We start from the raw sequence: 22,968 nt of genomic DNA, 5'->3' as shown, positions 1-22,968 counted from the left end.
TTTATTTGCCTGATATGTCTTGCTGCCTTTTGGAACAGCACAAACAAGAAAACGGTGTCAGTGAGAAATATGTCGTTATTGTCAGTGCGGATATTTGATGGGTATGGGGAGAATGGCGCACAAATAATAATCCCCTGCCGAACCGGGCAGGGGACTTATATGAAGCAAATTACAGCGTAATTTTGCGACTATATATGCCAGCTTTTTAGCCAGGCCAGAGCGACCCGCTCCGGCTCATCGTGCAGGGTCGCATCCAGTTCAAGGCGCGGGACAACCGCTGTTGCCCCCAGCTCCTGCAACTGACTATCCAGCCGACGGCCAGCGCCGCAAAAATGGTCGTAGCTGCTGTCCCCCATGGCGACCAGAGCGTACCGCAACCCCTTGAGCCAGGGGGCGCGCTCAGCCAGATCGGTGGCAAAGGGCTGCAGATTGGGGGGAATATCCCCCAGCCCCGTGGTGGCGCTGACCAGCAATAAAAAACGGCCGAGGTCGATATCCTCCAGCCGTGCCTCTTCATAAAGCGCTGTCTTGTGCCCTTGCCGTGCCAGCTCATCTGCCAGCGTCTCGGCCACCAGCATGGCTGCACCATAGACGCTCCCTACCACGATATCGATCTGTGCCATCACCTGCTCCCTGCCATTTCAGTCGGATGATGAGTCACTTTATCGACAAGCTGGCGCCAGATGCAACCTGATGCGGATCAGTAGTCACTCTCGCTGGCAGGCCAGCCCAACTCGGCAAACAGGCGCAGCACATCCTGGCCAAGCGGCGCCTGGATCCGCATCGGCACCTTGAGGATCGGGTGGGTAAAGCTCAGGGTGCGGGCCACCAGCAGCAGGCGCTCGCAGCCATAGTGCTCGCGGAAGAAGCGGTTATGGCGGCCATCGCCGTGGGTGGTGTCGCCCACAATCGGATGGAACAGATGATCCATATGGCGGCGCAGCTGATGCTTGCGGCCGGTTTTCGGGAACAATCTGACCAGACTGTAGCGACTGGTGGGGTGTTTCTTGGAGACCGCATGGGGCAGCTCGACCCGATGCAGCCGGCGGAAGGTGGTGACCGCCTCCTGCGCCGGACGATCCGGGTCGCTCATGGCGTCGGCAATCTTGTCCAGCTGCTCCTTGAGGGGGTAGTCGATCACCCCCTGCTCGGGCGCCCAGCCGCGCACCAGCGCCAGATACTCCTTGTGCACCTGACGGTTGGCAAACGCCTCGGTCAGGGTACGAGCCACCGCCGGATCGAGGGCAAACAGCAGCACCCCGGAAGTGGGCCGGTCGAGACGATGAACCGGATAGACATGGCGACCGCCGATCAGATCCCGGGTCATCTGCATGGCAAAGCGGGTCTCGGCCTTGTCGAGCCAGCTGCGATGCACCAACAGGCCGGAGGGCTTGTTGACCGCCACCAGCCACTCATCCTGATAGAGCAGGGTGAGCTGCAGCGCTTTCTCTTCTTTACTCTGCTCGTCCATCATTGCTCGACCACTTTGCCGGAGAGCAGCAGGTCGAAGCGGGCGATCAGCCGCAGCAAGGCCTCCACCTCGGCCAGCTCCTCTTTATAGACTTCGCTGGCCATGGGGTAGAGGGAGACGCTGCTCGGCAACGGCGCCTGCATCACCACCAGTTGCTCCATGCGCGGGATCAGCACGAACTGCAACCACTGGTCAAAGCTCAGGGTATCGACACAAAAAGGCAGGGTACTGGCCAGTGCCTCCTCGCCCGGATGCTCCGCCTGCCAGCGCTCGAGACGCTGCAGCTCGGCCGTGAGTTCCCCCAGCAAGCCGGCGACCAGCAAATATTGATTCATATCGTGCACTTCCTCATCACCACAGGTTGATCCGGGATGGCCGCGCGCTTGCCGAGCAAGGCAACAACAAGACGCCAGCCAGAGCGGCAGCCTTCGCAGCCAACCGCCCGTAAAAAAGGGCGATACTATACACCTCCTCCCGAGCGGCTGCCATGCAGAGATCCCGCCGCAGACTCGCCATCAGGGCCGGAGCCAACGCTGGCTATCCGTGGCCATGGCCTTATAATCGGCCCGCATCATATTCAAGCCGGAGCTCTCCATGTCTGCGACGCCGACCGCCATCAATACTCTGACCGACTTTCTGACCCAGGCTGGCACCCAGTTCCAGCTGTTTGACATGGGCCGCCAGGTGCAGCCGCTGGCCAGCGACACCTTTGTGCGCATCGAACAGCAGCAGGAGCCCTACCCCTGGCCGCTGCAGCAGCACGCCTGGCTCGGCGTTCACTTTTTCCAACCGAGCGAGTCGCGCCACTACCTCTGGTTCCTCAAGTTTGCCCTCGACGAGCGCGGCCTGCTCATCTCGAGCGGCCCCAAGCACTTCATGGATCAGGTGGTGGAGACGCTGGGCTACAAGCTGACCGGCGAGCTCGACGAGGAGAAAGCCAAGCGACTGGCTGACAACCCCTACACCTTCCGCCCGGCCGAAGCCAAGATGGCGAGCCTGCACGCCAAGCTGGCACGCCAGCTGGAGCAGGCCCCGTCTGCCTATTACGAAGCGCTCTGCCACTATCTGGCAGCCCCCAACGACACCGGCTGGCAGACGCTGGGGCTGCAGGGTTTTGCCGATCTGGCGGAGCGGCTGCATGATGAGCGCAATCTGGCGCTGGTCTGCAAGGCGCTGCCCAAGTTGCCGCAAGAGCCGCTCTACGCCCTCTGCCAGAGTCTGGAGAGCGCCCCCTTGCCACCGGCCGTGCAAGGCGCCCTGCTCGAGCGGATCGGCAAGGAGCAGGAGTGTGCCGCGCCCAACCCGGAGACTCTGGCCTACCTCTGCCGCGCCATGGCCTCCTGCCCCGGCAGCGCGCTGCGCACCAACAAGCTGCTGACCCTGCTGCAAACCCAGCCGAGCCCGGCGCTGCTGCTCGCCGTCGCAGGCCGACTCTGGCCCGATCTGCAGGATGCCAGACTGCTCGGCGACTATCTGGAACAGCTCGCCCTGCAACCGACCCAGTTCTTCAATCAGGTTTTTGCCGAGCTCGTCACTTTACCGGCCCTGCGCAATGATATGCTGGCCAGACTGCGTGACCCGGAGCGCAGCGAGGAGCTGGGCAAGGCGATTGGCCGCCTGTTTGCCTCTGCCTGATCTGCAGGCCCATTGGCCACGGTTTGGGAAACAAGGGGGTCTGACCACAGGCTCCCGCTATCTGGCTGACAGCCGACTCTGACAATGATCCGACAACAAGGAAGCTGCCTATGGGAGAGATGCTCGGAATTCTGGCGCTGATGGCGATAGCCGGCGCGTTCTGGCTGCAACGCCGTCAGGCCGAACTGGCGTGGCAATATATGCGCCGCTACTGCCAGCACCACGACCTGCAACTGCTGTCGCTGGCCCGCAGCCGCCGTGAAGTGGCCGGCAAGCCGCTCAGGCTGCTCACCCACTACCAGTTCGAGTTCTCCAGCGATGGCGAGAGCCACTATCAGGGCACCCTCAAGATGCAGGGCCTGCACGTTATCGGCGTCGAGCTGCCGCCCCATCGCATTCCCACGGTTTGACATCCCCTTGCTTCATTACCCGGCCTGCTTATCCCCCTCCCCATCCGGGGCGGGGCCGGCAAGCCATATGACAGAGATCGGGCGAATGCCTTTGATGAGCACAAACGGTATGGGGAATGCTGCCAGCTGCGCGCTCTCTTCGGTATAAGCTGAAGCTGAGTCATTTTCCTAAAACCCATAAATTTCGTTTATAGCGGCCAAGCCGGGCCATCTCCCGCCTCTCCAACCCTCGTCATCAGCGGCGCAATGCCCCCTCCGCCATGTGAATGAACCCCCGACATGCAGCGGGGGAAGAAATTCGCCTGTCTATAATCTCAGGGATTAGCCAAGGGAGAGACGAGATGGACCCCCTGCACCACGATTTGCCCGCCCTGTTCGCCCAGCTCGGCATGGCCAACGACGAGCTGAGCCTCTATCGCTTCGTCCACGAGCATCATCTCGACAACGAGACCCTGCTGCCGGAAGCGCAGTTCTGGAGCGCCGCTCAGGCCAGCTTTCTGCGCGATGCCCTGTGGCACGACTCCGACTGGTGCGAGGCGATCGACCAGCTCGACCTGATGCTGCGCCAGCCCCGCTGAGCCCTCCCCTTTTATCCCCTGCGGGCTTTGGTTAAGATCCTGCCCCGACCAGCCACTTCGGCCCCCCTATCCATCCATTCAGCAGAGCACGCTTATGTCCGCCCACGAGATCATCCGTATCGCCAACGAACTGGCCGCCAAGGGGATCCCCCCGACTACCGCCATGATCAAGGCTCGCCTGAGCCAGCCGGTTGCCATGGCCGAGCTGCTGAAGGTGCTGAGCCAGTGGAAACAGCAGCCCGCAGGTGCCCCGGAAGCGGCCAGCCAGGAGCAGCAAGCCCCTGCCCCCGTTGCCGAGCCCACCCTGTTGCAGCTTGCCGAACAGCTCAATCGTCTTGAGCGCAAAGTGGATCGGCTGACCGACCTGCTCATCCAGCAGGGGAAAAACTGAGCCATGTATATCGTCGAACTCTGCTTTGAGTGCTATCGCGACACCTCCCTCGGTGAAGCCGAGCGGGCCATCATCAACTATCTGGACATGCTGCGCTATCAGGGCCAGATCCTCGGCCGCGAGTTTCCCACCAGCATGCACGAGGGCTATTTCGTCAGCCGGGTGGTCTGCCCGGAGCAGGACAGCCTCCACCCGGACAACCAGAGCGAGCAGGTCAAGCTGGCCGAGCAGCAGCTCAATCAGGCGGGGCTGCTGGCGCCGAAACTCCATCTGCAGGGGGCGGATCTGCTCTCCGACAGCACAGATCCTTGCGGCCAGCAGGGCGAGCGCCCCTGCTGGATGATGCTCTACACCAGCTTCCTGCACACCTGCTCGCCACTGCGCTGCGGCGACCACTTCGCCCCCATCCCGCTCTATCAGGTGCCGGCCGTCGCCAACGGCGATCACAAACAGATCATCAAGTGGCAGGAGGATTGGGAGGCGTGCGACCAGCTGCAGATGAACGGCTCCATCGCCGAACATGCGGCGCTGCACGAGATTGGCGAGGTGGGCAGTCGTCTCTACCGGCGTGGTAGTGATCTCGCCAAGCGGCTGGAGGTGCTGACCGGCATCCCCACCTACTACTATCTCTACCGGGTGGGCGGCGTGAGCGCGGCCGAGGAGAAGGCGCGCCCCTGCCCAAGCTGTGGCGGCGAGTGGGCGCTGGCAGCGCCACTGCACGAGATCTTCGACTTCAAGTGCGACAGCTGCCGGCTGGTCTCCAACCTCTCCTGGGATTTCAAGGATTAAGCGTGACCTGCCCGTGACCCCATAAAAAAGAGCCTTGCCGCGTGGCAAGGCTCTTTTTAGTTGCGATATTCGTTTCGGCATTTCGTTTCGAGATCTGTTCCGCCAAGCGACATTAGCTCGAACAGGCGCTATTGCGGCAGGGTCTCCAGCCGCTCCAGAAACGCCGGCAACGAGGGAGCCAGCGGCAGCCGGCGGCCTGAGTCGAGCCACTCCAGCCACACCTGACCGCTCTCGTTATCAAGGGAGATGAGGGTCATCTCGTTGCGGGTGGTGGCAAGGAAGATGGAGGGGGTGCGCTTGAGCTTGCGCAGCATCAGCAGGTGGCCGATGAGGTTCTCCTTGAGCAGGTCGAGATCCGCCTCGTTCCACGGCAGGATCAGCTCAAGGCGCAGCCCCTTGAAGAGGCAGGGGACAGGTCGGCTGAACCAGTGGCCAAACAGGGTGGTCGCCGCAGGATGAAGCTGCAGCTCCAGCGCCTCGTTCATGGCGGTGAAATCGCCGGGCTCGCTGCGCAGATGGGGGCGCCAGCTGATCTGGCCGTCGACCGGTTCGCCAAGCTGACAGGGGGAGCGCCACTCCGACTCCCACTGACACAGGGGCAAGCCTCGTCTGGCCTCGCCGTCACGCTGCCAGCGGGTAAAAAAGTGCTTCAGGGCAGACAAAACTTGATCCGACATCGAAAATCCCCACAATTGCTGGCAAAGTCCGCTATTGCACCATCAAACCGGGTGACAGACAAGGTTGCCAGCGCCCCGTTGCATCTCGGGGTTATCCCCGCTGGCAAGGCTGCGAGCACGCTCTGGCCATGCAATGGCCCGCTTCCTCCCAATCATGATGAACACATTAGGTGAGCAAACCTGTGAGCAAACAAGATAGATACGCCGGCGCCAGCGCCCTCAAGGGCTTGAGTCTGGGTCAGCAATCCGACTACATCAGCCAGTACACCCCCTCCCTGCTGCAACCGGTTCCCCGCAGCCTGAACCGGGATGATCTGAAACTCGGTGACGACCTCCCCTTTACCGGTTGCGATGTCTGGACGCTCTATGAGCTCTCCTGGCTCAACAGCAAGGGCAAGCCGATGGTGGCCGTGGGCGAAGTGACCATTCCGGCCACCAGCCCGAATCTTATCGAGTCCAAATCGTTCAAGCTCTACCTCAACTCCTTCAACCAGACCCGTTGCGACTCCATCGATGCGGTAGCGGCCATGCTGGAGCAAGATCTCGGCGCTTGCGCCGGCGAGCCGGTCAAGGTGACCCTGTTCCCGCTCGATCGCGCCCCGCACCAGATCGCCACCCTGCCCGGCGAGTGCATCGACGAGCTGGATATCGAGGTCGACCACTACGAGTTTGATGCCGACCTGCTGCAGGGCGCCGCCAGCAGCGAGCTGGTCGAGGAGACCCTGCACAGCCACCTGCTCAAGTCCAACTGTCTGGTCACCAGCCAGCCGGACTGGGGCTCTGTGGTGATCCGCTACAAGGGGCCGAAACTCGATCGGGAGAAGCTGCTGCGCTACCTCATCTCGTTTCGCCAGCACAACGAGTTCCACGAGCAGTGCATCGAGCGCATCTTCATCGACCTCAAGCACTACTGCCAGCCGGAGCTGCTCACCGTCTATGCCCGCTATACCCGTCGCGGCGGCCTCGACATCAACCCGTTCCGCTCCGATTTCGAGGCGGTACCCGCCAATCTGCGGCTGATCCGTCAGTAAAGCGGGCGGATAATAGAAATGAGAGGGCGTCGGTTGGACGCCCTCTTCTTATCTGCAGGTGAAGCATGAGTAAACTCTGGACGCACAGGGGGGCGTTGGATAACATGCCCTCACCCCTGTGCCGTCCTTAATCCAATGAATCAACTGTTTTTTCTGGCCATGATGATGTCCTCCCTGTCCGCTCCGAATCTGGATCTGGACAAGGAGCAGCTCTCTGTCGACCTCCAGCAGGCTCAGTCGCTGGTTCAGACCGATCCCGCCAGATGCGTCCAGATCACCTCCGCCTTCCTGACGCGCGCAGCCAACAATCCCCAGCAGATCATCAGCAACCGGCAGGAGTTCGGCTATCGCGAGCCAATCCTGAACTACAGCACCATCGCCCAGTCCGTCGGCGCCTATCTGCTCAAGGGGGAGTGCCTGTTGCAGCTGGGCCAGTATCAGGCTACCCAGCAGGCGCTCGACAAGGCGATGGTTCTGGCAGACAAGGAGAATCTGCCAGAGCTCAAGGCACACGGCCTCTATCTCAAGATCCGCAGCCAGCTGCTCAAGCCTGACCACCAGAGCAGCAGTCGCCCCTTGCTCAGCGAGCTTGAGGAGCAGCTGACAGCCCCCAATCTCAAGCAGAGCCAGCTGCAGATCTATAGCCGGCTGCTGCATACCAGCTATGACATCGACAATCAGCAGCTCGAAGATGCCAAGGTGCATCTGGCCGAGGCACGCAACTGGGCAGCGAAAGCGGGCTATCCGCTGGCCAGCGCCTGGGTCAGCGCCATCAGTGGCGACCTCTATCGTGCCCTGCAGCAACCCCAGCTGGCCCTTGGCGAATATATCGATGCCCAGCAGCAGGCGAGAAACCTCAACGATCCACTCTTCCTCGGCCTGCTCTCCAACCAGATCGTCAAGCTCTACCAGCAGGAGCAGGAGCCCCAGAAAGCGCTCCAGTATGCCAATGAAGCGGCCAACTACTTCCACTCCATCGGCAATCCTTCCCTGCTATGCGACTCGCTCATCGTGCTGGCGCGCCTCAACCGGGATCAGGGAGACCTCAATCTGGCGCTGGTCTACTTCTTCAATGCCCTCGACCTCATCGATGAAGGGAGCAACCGGCCACAGTCCTCCCTGCTCAAGTACGAGATTGGCAAGACCTACCTGCAAAGCGGCAACCTCTCGCTGGCCAGCAACTACCTCAATGCGGCACGCCAGTCCCATGAGCTGAACGATGCCAAAGAGCCGCTGATCGATACCCTGCTGCTGCTCGGCGAGCTCTATCTGAAAAAGCAGGAGGCCGCCATCGCCATCCTGCAGCTGGAGAATGCCCGGGCACTGGCCGACCAGATTGGCGATACCCGCCGCCAGTACGAAGTGTTCCGTCTGCTCTCGCTGGCCTACGAACAGAAAGGATTCCTGCGCCAGGCGCTGGACAGCTACAAGCGCTTCCACCGACTGGGTGAGGAGGTGCGACAGCAGGAGATCGCCCAGGAGCAGGCGGCGATCCGCGACAACTATGTCCACGTCGAACGGGTGCAGCACATCAAGGAGCTGGAGCAGCAGCTAGGCCAGAGTCAGCACCAGCAGGAGCGCTATCTCTGGTCGAGCATCACCACCAGCCTGCTGCTCGCCCTTTTTATCTATCTCTTCTTTACCCTCTGGCTCAAGCTGCGCACCGCCCGTCTGCAGGCCAAGCGCACCGGTGAAGCCCTGCTAATCGAGCCCCGCTCGGGACTGGCCAACTGGCAGCGTCTGATGAACCGCTGGCCGCGGGAGATGGCCAAACGCCAGCTCAAATCGGAGCGCTGGTATCTGAGCGAAGAGCCCACCAGCGAATTTGACGACAAGCTGCACTATTTGCTGTTTCGGGTTCCCTTCCTGCTCAATGTGCGGGAACAGCACGGCTATCAGGCCAGCAGCGAGATTGAACAGGCCTTTGGCGCCTATATCGAGACACTGACTCCGCAGGATGGCCGCATCTACGATTTGCGCGAAGGGCACCTGCTCTATGTGGTGCCGCAGCGGCATGTGGCCAATCTACACCAGCTGGCCGGCGATCTGCTGATCGCCATCGCCGCCTTCCCCTGCGATTACCCTATCGATCGCCGGGTCAGCCTTGGCATCGTCAGCCACCCCTTCCTGCCGAAGGCGGCGACCGCACTCGATCACCATGGCTTGTTTGACCTCTGTTATCTCGCCCTGTCGGGAGCCATTCAGCTCAGTGAAAAACACCAGCAAAACGTCTGGCTGGAGCTCGCCGCCATCGATTGCCAACAGGCAGCATTTTTTAATGGGGATGTGTGGCAATGCGCCCTGATGGCAATTGACAAGGGACTGGTAAAAGTCAATTCTTCTCATGAAAAGCAATGGGTTAATTGGCTCCAGCTTGCAAGGAAGCAAGACACCGGCCCACAACCGTAAAATAGATAACAGACGAGGCTCGATCACGGGTTCGGTCACTGTTGCTATCTGACACGAAAAACAATAATGACAACAGGGCGACCTGATAATGAATGATATCGCTGCCGTAGCAGGACAATTGGCAAGGCTAAGGGAATCCCTTCAGCAGAAACAGCTGGAGCTCGACGGAGTACTCTCATTCTCCGATGCCGAGCGTGCCCGCGGCATTCAGTTTATCAACAAGCTGATGCTCTCCTGCCGTGGCTTCGACCGTGAGCTGGACAACCGCTTCGCCAAACTCAAGCAAAAACTGGATAATAATCCCGCTTTCACCGCCCTTGACGCCGATCTGCTGGCGATCGAAAAACTGCTGCAGCAGCACAGCAATGCCATCGAAGAGTCGATGACCCTGACCCAGGCTGCTATCGATCTGGGCTCCAGGCAGCTCAAAACCATCAAAGGCTTTCCGGAAGAGACCCGCAAATCCCTCAAGGAGTTTTTGGCCAGTCCCGCCGGTTACGGCATTGCCGACCATCAGAAGAAGGTGATCCGGCTGCTGGAGTTCTACCAGCAGGCCATCAAGATCCAGCTGCTGCCAAGCCAACCCCTGCAGGTCAATCCGGAGCAACCCGCAGCCGAGAGTGAAGCGAACCCCAGCGAGCCCCAAACAGAAAACGATGCCTTCGATCTCAAAGAGCATGTCCGTCTTGCCGACGAGTTGCAGCGCCTTATCACCGAGCTCGATTTTGCCGGTTCCATCGGAGAGAGCCTGAGTGACATTCGCCGCCAGCTGCTGATCGGGATCAACCCCGCTCTGTTGGCCGAAACCAGCCTGCAGGTGATCGAACTCATCATCGAGGGCACCCGTGAGGAGCGCAAAGCCTCCCGCGCCTTCCTGAGCACCCTCAACGAAAGCCTTTCCGCCGTTCACGTCGGTTTTACCGAGTCGCTGGATGAAGGGCGCGCTCTGCACAACGAGACCAAAGAGACCCGCGAGGCACTGGTGAACGAGTTGCAGGCCATCGATCAGACGCTGGCCAGCCACAACACTCTCGATGCGCTTAAAGAGGCGATTTCCGGCCATATGGGCGCCATCAACCAGCTGCTTCAGGAGCGCGAAAACACAGCTGCAAGGGAGCGCCATCTGCTCACACGCCTCTCCACCATGGAGTCCAAGCTCAGGTTGATGAAGGAGGAGACCGCCGAGTACAAGAAGCGGCTCACCATCCAGAAGCACAAGCTGTTCCTCGACAGCCTGACCCAGGTGCACAACCGGGCTGCCCTCGACGAACGGCTGGAGCAGGAGTACAAACGTTGGCTTCGCTATCGCACGCCACTCTGCATGGCCATTATCGACATCGATCACTTCAAGAACATCAATGACAACTACGGTCATATGGCGGGCGACAAGGCGCTGAAAGTGGTTGCCAAGGCGCTGCAAAGCGCACTGCGTGACACCGACTTCATCGCCCGTTTCGGCGGCGAGGAGTTTGTGGTGCTGCTGCCCAACATCAATCCGGACAAGTTCCAGAAGCCCCTTGAAACATTGCGCCAGACCATCAAGAGCATTCCGTTCCGCTTTCGGGATGCCAAGGTGGAGATCACCATCTCCATCGGTGCCACCCTGTTCAAGGAGGGGGACAACCCGTCCGATGTGTTCGAGCGGGCGGACAAGGCACTCTACCACTCCAAGCATACCGGTCGGGATCAAGTGACTCTGGCCTGACGAGCGGTCAAAAAAACAGCGAACAGTCGTCCCCCCTATTTCCCTCCCCCCTCTGTTACCACTACTATCGAAGTCAGGGGATGCAAGAAGGCATCCCCTTTTCTCCCCAGGGAAAAGCACAACGATAACAAGATGAGTAAAGGGGAACCCTATGATTACGCATATAAATCCGGTCGGCAGCATGGATTTGCTGTCACAGCTCGAGGTCGATCGCCTCAAGCAGACAGCCTCTAGCGATATCTATCAGCTGTTTCGCAACTGTTCGCTGGCGGTGCTCAACTCTGGCAGCCATACCGATAGCTCCAAAGAGATACTTGAGCGTTTCAAATCGTTTGATATTCACGTGATCCGGCGCGAGCGCGGGGTCAAACTCGAGCTGTTCAACGCGCCGGAACACGCCTTCGTCGATGGCGAGATCATTCGCGGCATTCAGGAGCACCTCTTCTCGGTGCTGCGCGATATCCTTTATGTCTCCAACCAGCTCGAATCGAACCGTCAGGTCAATCTGACCAATTCAACCCACATCTCCAACGTGGTTTTTGCCATCCTGCGCAATGCCAAGGTGATCCAGCCCGGCGCCGATCCCAACCTGATCGTCTGCTGGGGTGGCCACTCCATCAACGAGATCGAATACCAGTACACCCGGGCAGTGGGCAACGAGCTGGGTCTGCGCGAGCTCAACATCTGTACCGGCTGTGGCCCTGGCGCCATGGAGGGCCCGATGAAGGGCGCTGCAGTTGGTCACGCCAAGCAGCGGGTACGCAACGGCCGCTACATCGGCCTGACCGAACCCTCCATCATCGCCGCCGAGCCGCCCAACCCCATCGTCAACGAGCTGGTTATCCTGCCCGATATCGAGAAGCGACTGGAAGCCTTCGTACGCCTCGGCCACGGCATCATCATCTTCCCGGGTGGGGTAGGTACGGCAGAAGAGCTGCTCTATCTGCTCGGTATCATGATGAACCCGGCCAACGAACGCCAGCCGATGCCCATCATCCTGACCGGCCCGAAAGAGAGTGCGGACTACTTCCGTGCCATCGATGACTTCGTCAAGGCGACCCTGGGTGAACCGGCCACTCGCCTCTATCGGATCATCGTCGGCGATGCTCCGGAGGTGGCGCGGGTGATGAAAGAAGCAATGCCGAAAATTCGCGAATATCGCAAATCGGTCGGCGATGCTTACTCCTTCAACTGGTCTCTCAAGATTGAGCCGGAGTTCCAGCTCCCCTTCGAGCCGGATCACGCCAACATGGCCAGTCTGGATCTGCACCGCAACCAGCCGCCCCAGCTGCTGGCAGCCAACCTGCGTCGCGCCTTCTCCGGCATCGTCGCGGGCAACGTGAAAGAGGGCGGCATTCGCGCCATCGAGAAGAAAGGCCCCTTCAAGCTGCACGGCGACAAGGAGCTGATGCACCTGATGGACAAGCTGCTGGAGAGCTTCGTCAAGCAGCAGCGGATGAAGCTGCCGGGCAGTCAGTATGTGCCTTGCTACGAAATCGTACGCTGACGGGTACAGCAGGTAAATCGAGGGGCGCAATGCGCCCCTCTCTTTTGCCACTCAGCTGCCAACGGCCATCAATCCCCCATCAGACCCGCGGGTTTGTTACAATGGGGCGTTCCGACTGCCAAGAGTGCCCCATGTCAAATCCAAGGCCACACCTGCTTATCATCGATGCCCTCAACCTCATCCGCCGTCTGCACGCGGTGCAATCACAGCAGGCGCTGACTCCTGCCCAAGCGCTGGTCGCCACCCGCGCCAACCTCGTCAATACCTGCCGCAAGTTGCTGACCAATAGCGAGCCTAGCCATGTCATTGCCGTGTTTGATGGCGAGGTGCATAGCTGGCGCAAGGAGATCTATCCGTCCTACAAGGAGGGACGCACACCCATGCCACCGGAGCTGCGCGAAGGGCTGGGCACACTGCAGGATGCCTTCTGGGAGTGCGGTGTCGATGCCTTGCTCTCCGAGACCGATGAAGCGGATGACCTTATCGCCACCCTCGCCAGCGGCATCGCCAGCCATGGCCATCAGGCGACCATCATCTCCACCGACAAGGGGTTCTGCCAACTGATCTGCCCGCAGATCCAGATCCGCGACTACTTCAACAAGCGATGGCTGGATGCCGCCTTTGTCGAGCAGCAATACGGGGTTGCGCCGACACAACTGGTCGATTTCTGGGCGCTGACCGGTATCGGGAGCTCCAACATCAAGGGTGTTCCGGGGATTGGCCCCAAGACCGCTACCCAACTGCTGCAGCAATATGGCGAGCTGGCCACCATGCTAGCTGCCAGCGAGCAGGAAGAGGCAGCGAAAGCGCTGCTCAAGCTGCGTCAGCACAGGGAAGAGGCGCTGCTGGCCCAGCGATTGGTGCGGTTGCAACAGGATATTCCGCTGGGATTCAACCTGCGGGACATCCGGTACCCGCCCCAGCCCGAATAACGCCCGAACAAAAATGCAGGCAAGGGCGCGAACCATGACGAGACTCACCCTCGTCGTTGATGAAAATGAGTAGAATGTAAAGGAATGTGGTTGGATTGCTAAGTAAATGATATAAAGCAGCCCCATCCTCCCCTATACCCTGGAAGTGGAACCCTCTCATGTCCAAAAGAACAATTACCGTTATCCCAGGCGACGGCATTGGCCCCAGCATCATCGAATCAGCCATCCAGATCCTGACCCACGCAGGCTGTGATTTCGAATATGAGTATGCAGATGCGGGTCTGGTTGCCCTTGAAAAGCATGGCGAACTGCTGCCACAGGCAACGCTGGATCTAATCGAGAAGAACAAGGTCACCCTGAAAGGGCCGCTCACCACTCCGGTTGGCGGCGGTTTTACCTCTATCAACGTCTCCCTGCGCAAGAAATTCAACCTCTACGCCAACGTGCGTCCGGTCATCTCCTTCAAAGGCACCAAGAGCCGTTACGAAAACATCGACATCATCACGGTGCGCGAAAATACCGAAGGGATGTACTCAGGCGCAGGCCAGAAACGCAGCGATGACAACAAGAGCGCTGAGGCGATGAGCATCATCACCCGCGAGGGGGCCGAGCGCATCGTCAAATTTGCCTTCGAGCTGGCCCGTCAGGAGGGGCGCAAGAAGGTCACCATCATCCACAAGGCCAACATCCTCAAGTCGACCTCCGGCCTGTTCCTCGAAGTGGCTCGTGAGATCGCCAGCCACTACCCGGATATCCAGAGCGAAGAGATGATCGTCGATGCCGCCTGCATGAATCTGGTGATGTATCCGGAGCGCTTCGATGTGATGGTCACCACCAACCTGTTTGGCGACATTCTCTCGGACCTGTGCGCCGGTCTGGTTGGCGGTCTCGGCATGGCGCCGGGTGCCAACATCGGCGATGGCGCCGCCATCTTCGAAGCGGTGCACGGCTCGGCGCCGGATATCGCAGGCAAGAATATCGCCAACCCGACCTCGGTGATCCTCGCCTCCATCCAGATGCTGGAGTACCTTGGCATGCAGGATAAAGCGGAGCGGATCCGCGAGGCGGTACGCGCCACTATCGAATCCGGTGATCGAGTTACCCGGGATCTGGGTGGCAGCGCCTCTACCAGCGAGTTTACTCAGGCCATCATCGATCGGTTATGAGTTAATCCATTGATATTGAAAGGGAGCTGCGGCTCCCTTTTTTATCTTCGCAATGACCTCACCCAGCCGTCTGTTGCCGTCTATTTTCATAGGAGAGGTGACAGGGAGGGTCTCCGATGCGTACTACCGGAATGGTATTTTTGACAGGGTTGTTACTCTTGACTGACCGGGCTGTCGCATTGGAAAACAGCACCAATCCGGGGGCAATGCTCCCGCGCCAGCAGGCGCTGACCAGTCGCGAAGTGTGGCGCTCTACGCTGGATACCAACGATCTGCTCAAAGCCCCCAAACCGCTTTCGTTCGGCATCGAAGTCACCACCGATAACTACGGCAACCAGCAGATCACCTCCTATCCGCAGCTCAATCTCACCCCGGAAAAGAGTGTCAGCCTCTCTTTCGAGCGCTACAAACCCAAGGTCAAGTTCAGAACCGGCACCATGAATACGGCAATCAAACTAAGAGGAAACGGAGTAAAACTGCAGCTCAATCCGGTCGACAAGAGCATTCCCCTCGAGATCGAGCTGAAGGTCACCAATGACGAATCCTCCCTGCGCGTCGATTATCGCTTCTAGTCGGTGCCAGATACCAAAAGACCGGTGAGTTTCCTCGCCGGTCTTTTTACTATCTCGGATGTGCGTCCTGTCTATCAGGCCTTGGGTTGCAGTTTGGAAACCCAGTACTTGTTGTAGACATGCACGGTGATCTCTTCACGATCGTGGTAGAGCTGCTTGGCCTGGATCACGAACGCGTTGTCGATCTCCTTGAGCATCTCGCGCAATACCTCGATATTGTGCACCGATTCGGCATAACGCTTCTTCATCGGCAGCTTGAGGTTGAACATCGCCTCCTGGCAATCATTCTCCCGGAACCAGTCCGCAATCATGTGAACGACACGCGCCGGTTTATCGACCATGTCACACACCAGCCAGTAGGTGTTCTTCTTGCTCGGACGCCAGACAAAGCCGTCATCGCGCACATGTTTGACCTGACCTGTATCCATCAGAGATTGCGCCATCATGCCGTTGTCGACCGCCGTCACCATCATGCCACGACGCACCAGCTGATAGGTCCAGCCACCCGGGCAGGCACCCAGATCCACCGCCTTCAGGCCGGAGCAGAGACGCGTATCCCACTCTTCCCGAGGCACGAACACGTAAAACGCCTCTTCCAGCTTGAGGCTGGAGCGGCTCGGCGCATCGGCCGGGAAGCGCAGACGCGGGATCCCCATATGGAATCCGGAGTTATTGAAGGAGTAGGAGTAACCCAGCAGCACGTGATCATTGGCCATGAAGAAGGCGTGGAACACCGGGCGGTTCGGCGTCTCCTTCTTGGTGAGGATTTCGTTGTTGCGCAGCGCCTGACGCAGCGGCACGGTGAACTTGCGGCAGAAGGCCGACAGCTCTTTCGCTTCGTTGGTGTCAGCAGTCTCGACCCGCAGATCGCCGCAAATGGTGTATTCGCGAACAGCGTCGATGATGGGGGTGATCCGATCCGCAACATCCAGATCCTTCAGATCGTGGGTGACCACCAGCATCTGACGGATAAAGATAAGCTCGCGGAACGGCAGCTTGCGAGCCAGCAGGTCCGCCTGCTCCTCGTCATACAGTTCGAATATCACATAGCCACTGTCGTCCTTGACCCGGGCGAAACCGTAGCACTGCATGTTACCGGCACGCTCGGTGATCTCTGCAGCCGCCTCTTTCTCAAAACCGGGGCGGCAATAAAGCAGCAGATTATTCATTTTTTCCTCCAAGACGACAGCCAGCCCATATCAGAGCCGCCCATCCCAACATAAAACAGAGGCCACCGGCCGGGGTAATGAGTCCCAGCCCCTTGCTGCCAAGCAGCACCATGGCGTAAATACTGCCGGAGAATCCCAGGATCCCCAGCACAAATGCGGTGCCGGCAATGGTAATCACCTTGCTGCGCACCCCGCACCAACCCAGTACCAACAGGGCCAGTGCGTGAAAAAACTGATACTGCACGGCGGTATTAAAGGCCGCCAGACGCTCGGGAGCAATGCCGGTGGCGGCCAGTCCGTGGGCGCCGTAAGCCCCCAGCATGGTTGCCGTCAGCCCGAAAAAACCGGCCAGCACCAGCCAGTGTCGATGGATACTCATCCTGACTCTCCTTCTGTAATTCCCCTGCGCGTCAAATCGGCACCGGCACAACACCAACGAATTGCCGTATCCGGTTGGCGGCCTGTTGCAGATTGTCCTGCTCGCAAAGACCACTGCTCTTTCTCGGCTTGAAACCATGATCACCATCGGTCAGCCAGTGGACCGATACGGCGGATGAGAAAGGAAAATCGGCCAGTTCGACGCGAGAACCGAAAGTGTCGCGCTCCCCTTGCAGCAGCAGGGTCGGCGTCTTGATCTGCTTGAGAGCCTCGCCCCGCCAACGGTCGGGCCGAGCCGGGGGGTGGAAAGGATACCCGAGAATGAGCAAACCTGCAGCATTCATCTCGCAATAGATCTCGTCACTGATCTCGGCCGCCATCCGCCCTCCCATCGACTTGCCAGCCAGAAACAGCCGGGTATGGGCAAATTCCCGCACCATCTCGCGCCAGTGGGCAAGCAAGACGGGTTGCCGGTCTGGCGGGCGACGCTTGCCATCCAGAGCCCGCTTGCTCATATAGGGAAAGTTGAAGCGCACCACCTCGATATCCGGCCCGGCCAGCAGACGCGACAGCTTGGCGAGAAAGGCGTGTTCCATTCCGGCGCCGGCACCATGTGCCAATAAAATGCGAACGGGGGCATCAACTGCCCCCTCACGGATCACCTCATGCATCGGCGAGTCGCGCTCTGCGGCGGGCCTCTTCCTGTTCAACCAGCTCCAGCATCCAGTCGCGGAAGGCTACGATCTTGCCCTGATCGGACTGCTGTTCCTGACAAACCAGATAGAAGGCATTTTTGCTCACCAGCACCTGCTCGAACGGACAGATGAGGCGGCCAGCCTCAATCTCGGGCTGAGCCAGCACGCTGTGACCAAGCGCCACTCCCTGACCGTGGATCGCCGCCTGGATCACCATGGTGGAGTGGCTGAAGATGGGGCCCTGATTGACGTTGGGAGCATCGATGTCGAGCTGGCGGAACCACGCCTTCCAGTCGCGGCGGGAAGTGTCGTGCAACAGGGTGTGCAAGGTCAGATCCTGCGGAGTGCGCAGTGGCTTCGGGCCAGTCAGCAGCAAGGGGGAGCAGACGGGGATCAGGTATTCGGTGTGAAGTTTGTCCGAGCGCAGACCCGGCCAGTTGCCGCGACCGTAGTAGATGGCCACATCAACATCATCGGTCAGGGAGCCTTCATCCAGATCGACCGCCTTGATCCGTACATCGATGTCAGGATGGCGCTCGCTGAACTTCACCAGCCGCGGCACCAGCCACTGGATGGCAAAACTCGGCTGCAGGCTCACCGTCAGCGCCCCTTTGGCGCTGCGCGCCAGCAGCTTGTCGGTCGCTTCCGAAATGGAGGCAAAGATATCCTTGATATCGAGGAAGTAGCCCTGCCCCTCTTCCGTCAACAGCAGGGAGCGGTTCTTGCGGCGGAACAGCTTGATGCCAAGATACTCCTCCAGCGCCTTGATCTGATGACTGATGGCAGCCTGGGTAACGAACAGCTCTTCCGCCGCCCGGGTAAAGCTTAAGTGACGAGCCGCAGCTTCGAACGCCTTGAGGGCATTGAGCGGGGGTAAACGACGAGACATGACACCAGCCGACGATGAGTTTTTCTAATGGGGCGCATTATAATTTGTCGGTTGCGGGTCGACCAGTGAATAAACATAATTCGCCCAGCAATCAGTCGCCATATGGCTCACATTTTCTACTACATGTTGGTTTGCATGGGTTTTTCGTGAGTCGTTCGACTGTGATTGTGGTGTTGTGTTTCTTCCTCTGCGGGAAGAGGGGTTTAAATCTTATCGATTTGACCCAGTCTGTCATCTGAATGTGTTTGGCGCCTCCTGTCGGATGGCGCCTTTTTTCATTCCCCTACACCTTGAACTGACCCACCAGCTGCTGCTGCTTGTCGGCCAACGCCGACAATTCGCGACCGTTTTCGGCGGAAGTCGCAGCCTCGGCGCGGATGGTGTGGCTCACATCGCGAATGTTGCTGACGTTGCGGTTGATCTCGTCTGCTACCCTGCTCTGCTCCTGCGCCGCCCGGGCAATCTGCTCGTTCATCTGGTGGATGGTGGAGACCGACTGGATGATCTGCTCCAGCACCCGCACCGAGAGATCGACCTTGCCAAGGGTCTGGTCAGCCTGACCATGACCATCGTGGATCGCCTTGACCACGGCTCCGGTGCCGGACTGCAGCTCGCTAATCAATTTCTGGATCTCGACAATCGCATTCTGGGTTCGGCCCGCCAGATTGCGCACCTCATCCGCCACCACGGCAAAACCACGGCCCTGTTCACCGGCCCGCGCTGCCTCGATGGCCGCATTGAGCGCCAGCAGGTTGGTCTGCTCCGCAATCCCCTGGATCACGGTGAGAATATCGTTGATGTTGTCACTGTTGGCGGAGAGCCGTTCAACCACCGGCAGCGCATTGTTGATGATGGCCATCAACTTGCGCATCGCCTCCTGGGTATCGGCCACTACATATTTGCCCTCTTGGGCGGCAGCATCGGTTTCATTGGCTGCAGCAACCGCCGAAGAGGCGTTGCCGGAAACCTGCAGAGCCGTTGCGCTGAGCTCTTCAAAGGCAGTAGCGACCAGATCGACCTCCTGATACTGGGTCTGCATGCCGCTACTGGTGCGCTCGGCAACGTGAGCCGCCTGCTCGGCACTGGTACGCGTTCCTTCTACCGTGGTAATGACCTGACTGATGGTCGATTGCAGCTTGTTGAGGAAGCTGTTGAACCACTTGGCCAGCTCGCCGATCTCGTCCTGACGATGGATTTCGATGCGCTGGGTCAAATCCCCTTCACCAGTGGCAATATCCTTGAGTCGGGCAACCACGGCACGGATGGGGGCAACGATTTGACGGGCCATCAGCCAGATAAAGCTCAAGGCCAGCAAGGAGATAAGCGCGCCAATCCCGAGCTGGGTGGCGACGCTGCGGCTCGATTCACTGGCGAGCGCCTCTTGCAGTTGCTGGGCCGATGCGAGCACCACGGCTCGGGGCAATTCGATATAGATGCCCCACTTGCGATCGGTACCACGCATGGTCACGGGGACAAAGGTTTGCAGTATGGAGCCGTCGCTGCTCCAGCGGCTCAGCTCCTGCCCTTGGTTGAGCCACCCTTTCAGGTCAGCAGCCAGCCCCTGATACTTCTGATCCAGTGCTCGCCCCAGCGTGACATCGAATTGATCAGCCCCTGCCACACGCCCTTCATGGCTGACCAGCAAGATCCTGCCTTTGCCGTCATAGAGCTCCTTGTCCATGGTGGAAACCAGATTCTGCAATGCAGTCAAAGAGATGTCGACGCCCACCATCCCCAGCAAGTTGCCGTTCTCCAATAGAGGGGTGCTCACAGATGTGATCAGAACCTTTTTATCGCCGACGTCATCCAGATATGGTTCAAGCAGGCAGAGCGCCTTGGTGCGGATGCTGCAACGATACCACTCGTTTTCAACGCCGCCAGATGCGGTCGGCGTTTCGTCAGCCAGCACATCCTCGTTTTGCACTTCAGGTACCAGCTTGCCGTTGTCATAGGCCCAATAGGTTGAGAAACGCCCTTTGTCATTGGAGCCAATCTCGCTGGAGCCCTGATAGTTGCTGTCCTCTCCGTCCAGCTGATCGGGTTCAAACACAGCGTAAACGCCGAGCAGATTGGTGGAAGAGGCTGCGGCATCGTGCAGCTGCTGGTTGATAGCACCTCGCAGCGCCTCGGAGTGAACAAAGTTGTCGGCCGCATTCTTGCGTTGGAAAAGCACATTTTCAGCGAGCAGAGTCGCCCGGAAATAGGCCTCGTCCAGATAACTGGTCACCTTGGCAGCCTGCTCAGCACCCATCGCTTTCATCCAGTTTTCTGCCGATTGCTGCGCCTCGTGCATTGTTGCTTGTCGCACTTGCTCCTGCATCTTGTTGGCATTGTAAAGAGATGAAGCAACCAGTGCGGCAGCGGTAACCAACAAACAACAACCGGCAATCAGGGTGATCCGACCCTGGACAGAAAGAGCACTCATGCCAATATTCCTAACGTCATAGCGATATGGATAGTTTATCGACTTTATAAACAAAAACTTAACTATCTCAGAGCAAATCCAGCGATAGTTGGTTAACTTCTCCCTCTTTCGGCAAACCCACCACCAACCCCAGCAGACGTACCGATCGCCCTTGCGCCCGCAGCAACCCCTCTTTCAATAAGGGTATGAACAACTCGGCCTGATATCCTCCCTGACTGCGATAAACTGTTGTCTGGTGAAAATCGGCAAATTTCAGCTTGATCCCCTGCCCCATAAGCTGTTCTGCCGGGCAGACCTGCTGGAAGCGGCGCTCCAGCTCGGGCAACAGTCGATTTAGCACCTCCATGCAGGCCAATTCATCACAGAGATCGCTTGCTAGTGTGGTTTCCACGCCCACCGTTTTGCGGACCCGCTGTGCCTGCACCGGCTCTTCATCCAGACCCCAGATGCGGCTCGTCAGCATCTCTCCCAGCTTGCCAAACCGGCTTTGCAACTCCTCAGGTTCCAGTGCGCGGGCATCTTCACAAGTGAACAGACCTTGTGCCTCCAGCCGTTCTGCCGTCTTGCGCCCGACGCCGGGCAACTTGCCAAGAGGAAGCAGGCAGGTAAACGCCTCCACCTCGTCAGGGCGGATAATGAACAGGCCATCCGGTTTGCGCTGCTCCGAGGCGAGCTTGGCCAGAAACTTGTTTGGCGCGACCCCAGCCGACGCGGTCAGCCCCAGTTCGGTGACGATGGCATGCCGGATCTCCCTGGCCATCAGGGTGGCACTACTGCCGCAGCAACGACTGTGAGTGACATCGAGATAAGCCTCATCCAGCGACAAGGGCTCCACCTGATCGGTATAGCGATGAAAAATGGCTCTCAACTGACGGGAAATATCCTTGTAGAGCGCCATCCTTCCCGGCAACAGCACCAGCGGCGGACAGAGCTTTTTCGCCAGCGCGGTGGGCATGGCCGAGCGCACACCAAAGCGACGGGCAACATAATTGCAGGTCGAAATGACGCCACGCCGCTCGGACGCCCCCCCTATCGCCAGCGGTACTTCCCGCAATGCGGGGTTATCCCGCATCTCCACCGCGGCAAAAAAGCAGTCCATGTCGATATGGATGATTTTGCGCATACCACTGTATAAATAAACAGACATCTCATCATATTACTGCAAGCCCGGGAGGAGCTCTATCTCAATCAATGGCTGCGTTCCTGTTAGACTCCAAAGAGACCTCATCAATCACTGCAACAAGGAGTGTTGGCAATGAAATACCTCTGGTTGGGACTCTGTCTGCTGCCACTCGCCGGGATCGGCAAAAACAATCCGACCGCCGAGTGCCGTTGGCTCTACGATCGCATCGCGGCACTGGAACAAGCCATCAAGAAGGGGGACAAGCTGGGCACGCAGGAAGAGCTCTCCCGCTGGCGCACCGAGTTCAAAGAGAAACAGTGCAAAGAGTACGACTACTGACCCGGGGTATCGTTCGTGCATAGAAAAACGGGCCCCTGCCGATATGGCAGGGGCCCGTTGTCAGACAAGATGAGAGCGCAGCTAAAGGCTCATGAAGCAGATAACCCTTGGCTAAGGCAACACCATGGGCGCTGCAACCGCCGCAGCCAGCTCATCACTACGCAGCACCCGCACCAGTTCGAGGGCAAACTCGATGGCGCTGCCCGGCCCCTGACTGGTGATCAGGCGATGCGCCTCATCCCTCACGACCCGGGCAGTAGAGAGCTGCGTTGCCGGTAACCGAGCCTGAAAAGCGGGGTGACAGGTCACGCAAGCCTCATCCAGCAAGCCATGGTGGTGCAGCACGACGGCAGGAGCCGCGCAGATGGCAGCTCGCCAGCGCCCCGCGCTTGCCTGCGCTCTGAGCAGCTCGATAGCAAGCGGGGTATCGCGGATCACTTCGCTGCCAGGCAGGCCACCCGGCACCACGATAGCCTCGAAATCACGAGGAGCCAGCTCATCGATATGGCTGTCGGCCACCAGCTGCACCCCGCGCGATGCCTTGATCTGGCGCTCGCCAAACGGGCAACAGGAGGCCAGTACCACCTCCAGCTGGGCACGCACCAGGGTATCAACAATCGCCACCGTCTCGATCTCTTCCGATCCGGGCGCAACCAGAACCAGTACGCTCATCTTTG

General features: G+C 59.2%; 24 protein-coding genes. 13 read left to right on the top strand and 11 right to left on the bottom strand.

What is annotated here, in order from left to right; genetic code table 11:
* Window positions 1-188 precede the first annotated feature (188 nt).
* The 3 genes from NOM67_RS07940 to NOM67_RS07930 all read right to left on the bottom strand — a co-directional run bounded on the left by NOM67_RS07940 (window position 189) and on the right by NOM67_RS07930 (window position 1,806).
* Window positions 189-623 (bottom strand): flavodoxin domain-containing protein, encoded by a 435-nt coding sequence (locus NOM67_RS07940; RefSeq protein ID WP_255935628.1) that lies wholly within the window; start codon window positions 621-623, stop codon window positions 189-191.
* 77 nt (window positions 624-700) lie between these two features.
* Window positions 701-1,474, bottom strand: coding sequence for a tRNA pseudouridine(65) synthase TruC (gene truC, locus NOM67_RS07935; RefSeq protein ID WP_041208070.1), 774 nt, complete (start codon window positions 1,472-1,474; stop codon window positions 701-703).
* Complete coding sequence (locus NOM67_RS07930; RefSeq protein WP_033113715.1) at window positions 1,471-1,806, bottom strand: YqcC family protein; 336 nt, start codon at window positions 1,804-1,806, stop codon at window positions 1,471-1,473. The genes truC and NOM67_RS07930 overlap by 4 nt, the downstream gene beginning before the upstream one ends.
* A 259-nt stretch (window positions 1,807-2,065) precedes the next feature.
* Here NOM67_RS07930 and NOM67_RS07925 point away from each other — a divergent pair, with 259 nt between their 5' ends.
* The 5 genes from NOM67_RS07925 to NOM67_RS07905 all read left to right on the top strand — a co-directional run bounded on the left by NOM67_RS07925 (window position 2,066) and on the right by NOM67_RS07905 (window position 5,274).
* Window positions 2,066-3,106: a DUF3549 family protein gene (locus tag NOM67_RS07925; RefSeq protein ID WP_255935622.1), complete on the top strand. Its 1,041-nt coding sequence runs from the start codon at window positions 2,066-2,068 to the stop codon at window positions 3,104-3,106.
* 110 nt (window positions 3,107-3,216) lie between these two features.
* Window positions 3,217-3,516, top strand: coding sequence for a DUF3301 domain-containing protein (locus tag NOM67_RS07920; RefSeq protein WP_041208068.1), 300 nt, complete (start codon window positions 3,217-3,219; stop codon window positions 3,514-3,516).
* 341 nt (window positions 3,517-3,857) lie between these two features.
* A complete protein-coding gene (locus NOM67_RS07915) occupies window positions 3,858-4,094 on the top strand; it encodes a DUF2789 family protein (protein WP_043849317.1) in 237 nt (78 codons plus the stop codon).
* 94 nt (window positions 4,095-4,188) lie between these two features.
* Window positions 4,189-4,485, top strand: a complete 297-nt coding sequence (locus NOM67_RS07910; protein ID WP_255935619.1) for a DNA-binding protein — start codon at window positions 4,189-4,191, stop codon at window positions 4,483-4,485.
* A gap of 3 nt (window positions 4,486-4,488) precedes the next feature.
* A complete protein-coding gene (locus tag NOM67_RS07905; protein ID WP_255935618.1) occupies window positions 4,489-5,274 on the top strand; it encodes a Zn-ribbon-containing protein in 786 nt (261 codons plus the stop codon).
* Window positions 5,275-5,402: 128 nt separating this feature from the next.
* Here the strand turns inward: NOM67_RS07905 and syd are convergent, their stop codons facing one another.
* Window positions 5,403-5,951, bottom strand: a complete 549-nt coding sequence (gene syd, locus NOM67_RS07900) for a SecY-interacting protein (protein ID WP_033114237.1) — start codon at window positions 5,949-5,951, stop codon at window positions 5,403-5,405.
* Window positions 5,952-6,133: 182 nt separating this feature from the next.
* Here syd and queF point away from each other — a divergent pair, with 182 nt between their 5' ends.
* From queF to NOM67_RS07865, 7 genes are all read left to right on the top strand, one after another.
* A complete protein-coding gene (queF, locus tag NOM67_RS07895) occupies window positions 6,134-6,982 on the top strand; it encodes an NADPH-dependent 7-cyano-7-deazaguanine reductase QueF (RefSeq protein ID WP_203977284.1) in 849 nt (282 codons plus the stop codon).
* A 135-nt stretch (window positions 6,983-7,117) separates the two neighbouring features.
* Complete coding sequence (locus tag NOM67_RS07890; protein ID WP_203977286.1) at window positions 7,118-9,391, top strand: hypothetical protein; 2,274 nt, start codon at window positions 7,118-7,120, stop codon at window positions 9,389-9,391.
* A gap of 88 nt (window positions 9,392-9,479) precedes the next feature.
* Window positions 9,480-11,096 carry a diguanylate cyclase gene (locus tag NOM67_RS07885; RefSeq protein WP_201909578.1) on the top strand — a complete coding sequence of 539 codons (1,617 nt, stop codon included), beginning with the start codon at window positions 9,480-9,482 and terminating at the stop codon, window positions 11,094-11,096.
* 151 nt (window positions 11,097-11,247) lie between these two features.
* Window positions 11,248-12,603 carry a nucleotide 5'-monophosphate nucleosidase PpnN gene (gene ppnN, locus NOM67_RS07880; RefSeq protein ID WP_033114234.1) on the top strand — a complete coding sequence of 452 codons (1,356 nt, stop codon included), beginning with the start codon at window positions 11,248-11,250 and terminating at the stop codon, window positions 12,601-12,603.
* A 131-nt stretch (window positions 12,604-12,734) separates the two neighbouring features.
* A complete protein-coding gene (gene xni / locus NOM67_RS07875) occupies window positions 12,735-13,535 on the top strand; it encodes a flap endonuclease Xni (protein ID WP_156852365.1) in 801 nt (266 codons plus the stop codon).
* A 158-nt stretch (window positions 13,536-13,693) separates the two neighbouring features.
* A complete protein-coding gene (locus tag NOM67_RS07870; RefSeq protein ID WP_033114232.1) occupies window positions 13,694-14,701 on the top strand; it encodes an isocitrate dehydrogenase in 1,008 nt (335 codons plus the stop codon).
* A gap of 116 nt (window positions 14,702-14,817) precedes the next feature.
* The gene (locus tag NOM67_RS07865) at window positions 14,818-15,273 is read left to right on the top strand and encodes a hypothetical protein (RefSeq protein WP_225628279.1); all 456 of its coding nucleotides are present in this window, start codon (window positions 14,818-14,820) and stop codon (window positions 15,271-15,273) included.
* A gap of 74 nt (window positions 15,274-15,347) precedes the next feature.
* Here NOM67_RS07865 and rlmM read toward each other — a convergent pair whose 3' ends face one another.
* The 6 genes from rlmM to dinB all read right to left on the bottom strand — a co-directional run bounded on the left by rlmM (window position 15,348) and on the right by dinB (window position 21,952).
* Window positions 15,348-16,442 (bottom strand): 23S rRNA (cytidine(2498)-2'-O)-methyltransferase RlmM, encoded by a 1,095-nt coding sequence (rlmM, locus tag NOM67_RS07860; RefSeq protein ID WP_042030238.1) that lies wholly within the window; start codon window positions 16,440-16,442, stop codon window positions 15,348-15,350.
* A complete protein-coding gene (locus NOM67_RS07855; RefSeq protein ID WP_255935616.1) occupies window positions 16,435-16,821 on the bottom strand; it encodes a DUF423 domain-containing protein in 387 nt (128 codons plus the stop codon). Before NOM67_RS07855 ends, rlmM begins: the two co-directional genes overlap by 8 nt.
* Before the next feature lie 31 nt (window positions 16,822-16,852).
* Window positions 16,853-17,491 carry an alpha/beta fold hydrolase gene (locus NOM67_RS07850; protein WP_255936519.1) on the bottom strand — a complete coding sequence of 213 codons (639 nt, stop codon included), beginning with the start codon at window positions 17,489-17,491 and terminating at the stop codon, window positions 16,853-16,855.
* Entirely contained in the window at window positions 17,484-18,404 is a 921-nt protein-coding gene (locus tag NOM67_RS07845; protein ID WP_005338622.1) for a transcriptional regulator GcvA, read from the bottom strand. Before NOM67_RS07845 ends, NOM67_RS07850 begins: the two co-directional genes overlap by 8 nt.
* A 283-nt stretch (window positions 18,405-18,687) precedes the next feature.
* Window positions 18,688-20,829, bottom strand: coding sequence for a methyl-accepting chemotaxis protein (locus NOM67_RS07840; protein WP_255935589.1), 2,142 nt, complete (start codon window positions 20,827-20,829; stop codon window positions 18,688-18,690).
* 67 nt (window positions 20,830-20,896) lie between these two features.
* Window positions 20,897-21,952, bottom strand: coding sequence for a DNA polymerase IV (gene dinB / locus NOM67_RS07835; protein WP_156852368.1), 1,056 nt, complete (start codon window positions 21,950-21,952; stop codon window positions 20,897-20,899).
* Window positions 21,953-22,084: 132 nt separating this feature from the next.
* Here dinB and NOM67_RS07830 point away from each other — a divergent pair, with 132 nt between their 5' ends.
* Window positions 22,085-22,291 (top strand): hypothetical protein, encoded by a 207-nt coding sequence (locus NOM67_RS07830; RefSeq protein ID WP_043849305.1) that lies wholly within the window; start codon window positions 22,085-22,087, stop codon window positions 22,289-22,291.
* A gap of 111 nt (window positions 22,292-22,402) precedes the next feature.
* Here NOM67_RS07830 and NOM67_RS07825 read toward each other — a convergent pair whose 3' ends face one another.
* Window positions 22,403-22,963 (bottom strand): DJ-1 family glyoxalase III, encoded by a 561-nt coding sequence (locus tag NOM67_RS07825; RefSeq protein WP_156852369.1) that lies wholly within the window; start codon window positions 22,961-22,963, stop codon window positions 22,403-22,405.
* Between the last annotated feature and the right edge of the window lie 5 nt (window positions 22,964-22,968).

It is taken from the genome of Aeromonas sp. SG16, assembly GCF_024436135.1.
Classification (GTDB): domain Bacteria; phylum Pseudomonadota; class Gammaproteobacteria; order Enterobacterales; family Aeromonadaceae; genus Aeromonas; species Aeromonas jandaei.
Note: the sequence above shows the minus strand (reverse complement) of the source record. Positions and strands in the feature narration are given on the sequence as shown.